The organism is Saccharopolyspora sp. NPDC002686 (genome assembly GCF_040295745.1).
In the GTDB taxonomy this organism is placed as follows: domain Bacteria; phylum Actinomycetota; class Actinomycetes; order Mycobacteriales; family Pseudonocardiaceae; genus Saccharopolyspora; species Saccharopolyspora oryzae.
Genome location: NZ_JBEOVY010000593.1, coordinates 1 through 2,315, shown reverse-complemented (window position 1 = coordinate 2,315; position 2,315 = coordinate 1). Strand labels below are relative to the sequence as shown.

Sequence of the window (2,315 nt, the reverse complement as noted above, 5' to 3'; positions counted from 1 at the left end):
ATGGCAGTTGCCGAGCCGACTCCCGCTGCGGCACGCTGGCGGTGGGCTACACCCTCGACGAGATCCGCAACGACATCACCGGCGAGACCCCGGCGAGCTTCGAGCCGACGCTGGACTACGTCGTGGTGAAGGTGCCGCGTTTCGCCTTCGAGAAGTTCCCGGGCGCCGACCAGGAACTGACCACCACCATGAAGAGCGTCGGCGAGGCGATGGCCGTGGGCCGCAGCTTCTCCGAGGCGATGGGCAAGGCCCTGCGCGCCATGGAGACCAAGGCGGTCGGGTTCTGGACCAAGGCCGACCCTGAGGACGCCACTCTCGAGTCCACTGTGGAGCAGCTGCGCACGCCGCACGACGGCCGCCTGTACACGGTGGAGCGCGCGCTGCGGCTGGGCGCTTCGGTGGAGCAGGTGTGCGAGGCCTCCGGCATCGACCCGTGGTTCGTCGACCAGATCCTGGCGTGGGTCGAGCTGCGCGCCGAGCTGGTCGAGGCCCCGGTGCTGGACGCGGCGCTGCTGCGCCGGGCCAAGCGCGCCGGGCTGTCGGACGCCCAGATCGCCGCGCTGCGGCCGGAACTGGCCGGTGAGGACGGCGTTCGCGCGCTGCGGCACCGGCTGGGCGTGCGCCCGGTGTACAAGACGGTGGACACCTGCGCGGCCGAGTTCGCCGCCCGCACGCCGTACCACTACTCGGCCTACGAGTCCGACCCGGCGGCCGAGTCGGAGGTCACCGAGCAGCGCGAGCGGCCGAAGGTGATCATCCTCGGCTCGGGCCCGAACCGCATCGGCCAGGGCATCGAGTTCGACTACTCCTGCGTGCACGCCGCGATGTCGCTGCGCGAGGCCGGGTACGAGACCGTGATGGTCAACTGCAACCCGGAGACCGTCTCCACCGACTACGACACCTCGGACCGGCTGTACTTCGAGCCGCTGACCTTCGAGGACGTCCTGGAGGTCGTGCACTCCGAGCAGCGCTCGGGCACGGTCGCCGGCGTGATCGTGCAGCTGGGCGGCCAGACCCCGCTGGGCCTGGCCAAGCGGCTGGCCGAGGCCGGGGTGCCGATCGTGGGCACGCCGCCGGAGGCGATCCACCTGGCCGAGGACCGCGGCGCGTTCGGCGACGTGCTGGCCGGTGCGGGTCTGCCCGCGCCGAAGTACGGGACCGCGACGTCCTTCGAGGGTGCCAAGCGGATCGCCGACGAGATCGGCTACCCGGTGCTGGTGCGGCCGTCCTACGTGCTCGGCGGTCGCGGCATGGAGATCGTCTACGACGAGGCGTCGCTGGAGGACTACATCGCCCGCGCCACCGAGGTCACCCCGGAGCACCCGGTGCTGGTGGACAACTTCCTCGACGACGCCATCGAGATCGACGTGGACGCGCTGTGCGACGGCACCGACGTCTACCTCGGCGGCGTGATGGAGCACATCGAGGAGGCCGGCATCCACTCCGGCGACTCGGCGTGCGCCCTGCCCCCGATCACGTTGGGGCGCCAGGACATCGAGATGGTGCGCCAGTCCACCGAGGCCATCGCGCGCGGCATCGGCGTGCACGGCCTGCTGAACGTGCAGTACGCGCTCAAGGACGACGTGCTCTACGTCCTGGAGGCCAACCCGCGCGCCTCGCGGACCGTGCCGTTCGTGTCGAAGGCGACGGCTGCGCCGCTGGCCAAGGCCGCCGCGCGGATCATGCTCGGCGCCAAGATCGCCGACCTGCGCTCGGAGGGCGTGCTGCCGCCGGAGGGCGACGGCGCGGACCTGCCGATCGACGCGCCGGTGGCGGTCAAGGAAGCGGTGCTGCCGTTCCACCGGTTCCGCACCCGCGAGGGCGTCGGCGTGGACTCGCTGCTCGGGCCGGAGATGAAGTCGACCGGTGAGGTCATGGGCATCGACGTCTCCTTCGGGACGGCCTTCGCCAAGTCCCAGGCCGGTGCCTACGGTTCGCTGCCGACCTCCGGCAAGGTGTTCGTCTCGGTGGCCAACAAGGACAAGCGGTCCCTGGTGTTCCCGGTCAAGCGGCTGGCGGACCTGGGCTTCGAGATCCTGGCGACCACCGGCACCTCGGAGGTGCTGCGGCGCAACGGGATTCCGTCCACCGTGGTCCCGAAGCACACCGAGAAGTCCGACGGCGAGCGCGACATCGTCGAGCTGATCAAGGCCGGCGAGGTCGACATGGTGATCAACACCCCGTACGGCAACCCGGGCCCGCGCGTCGACGGCTACGAGATCCGCACCGCGGCCGTCTCCCGCGACATCCCGTGCATCACCACGGTGCAGGGTGCGGCCGCGGCGGTGCAGGGCATCGAGGCCGGCATCCAGGGC

General features: G+C 71.1%; 1 protein-coding gene. It reads left to right on the top strand.

The features are described from left to right. A partial coding sequence (carB, locus tag ABTZ89_RS38025) for a carbamoyl-phosphate synthase large subunit (protein WP_351054177.1) occupies positions 1-2,315 on the top strand: 2,315 nt, incomplete at both ends.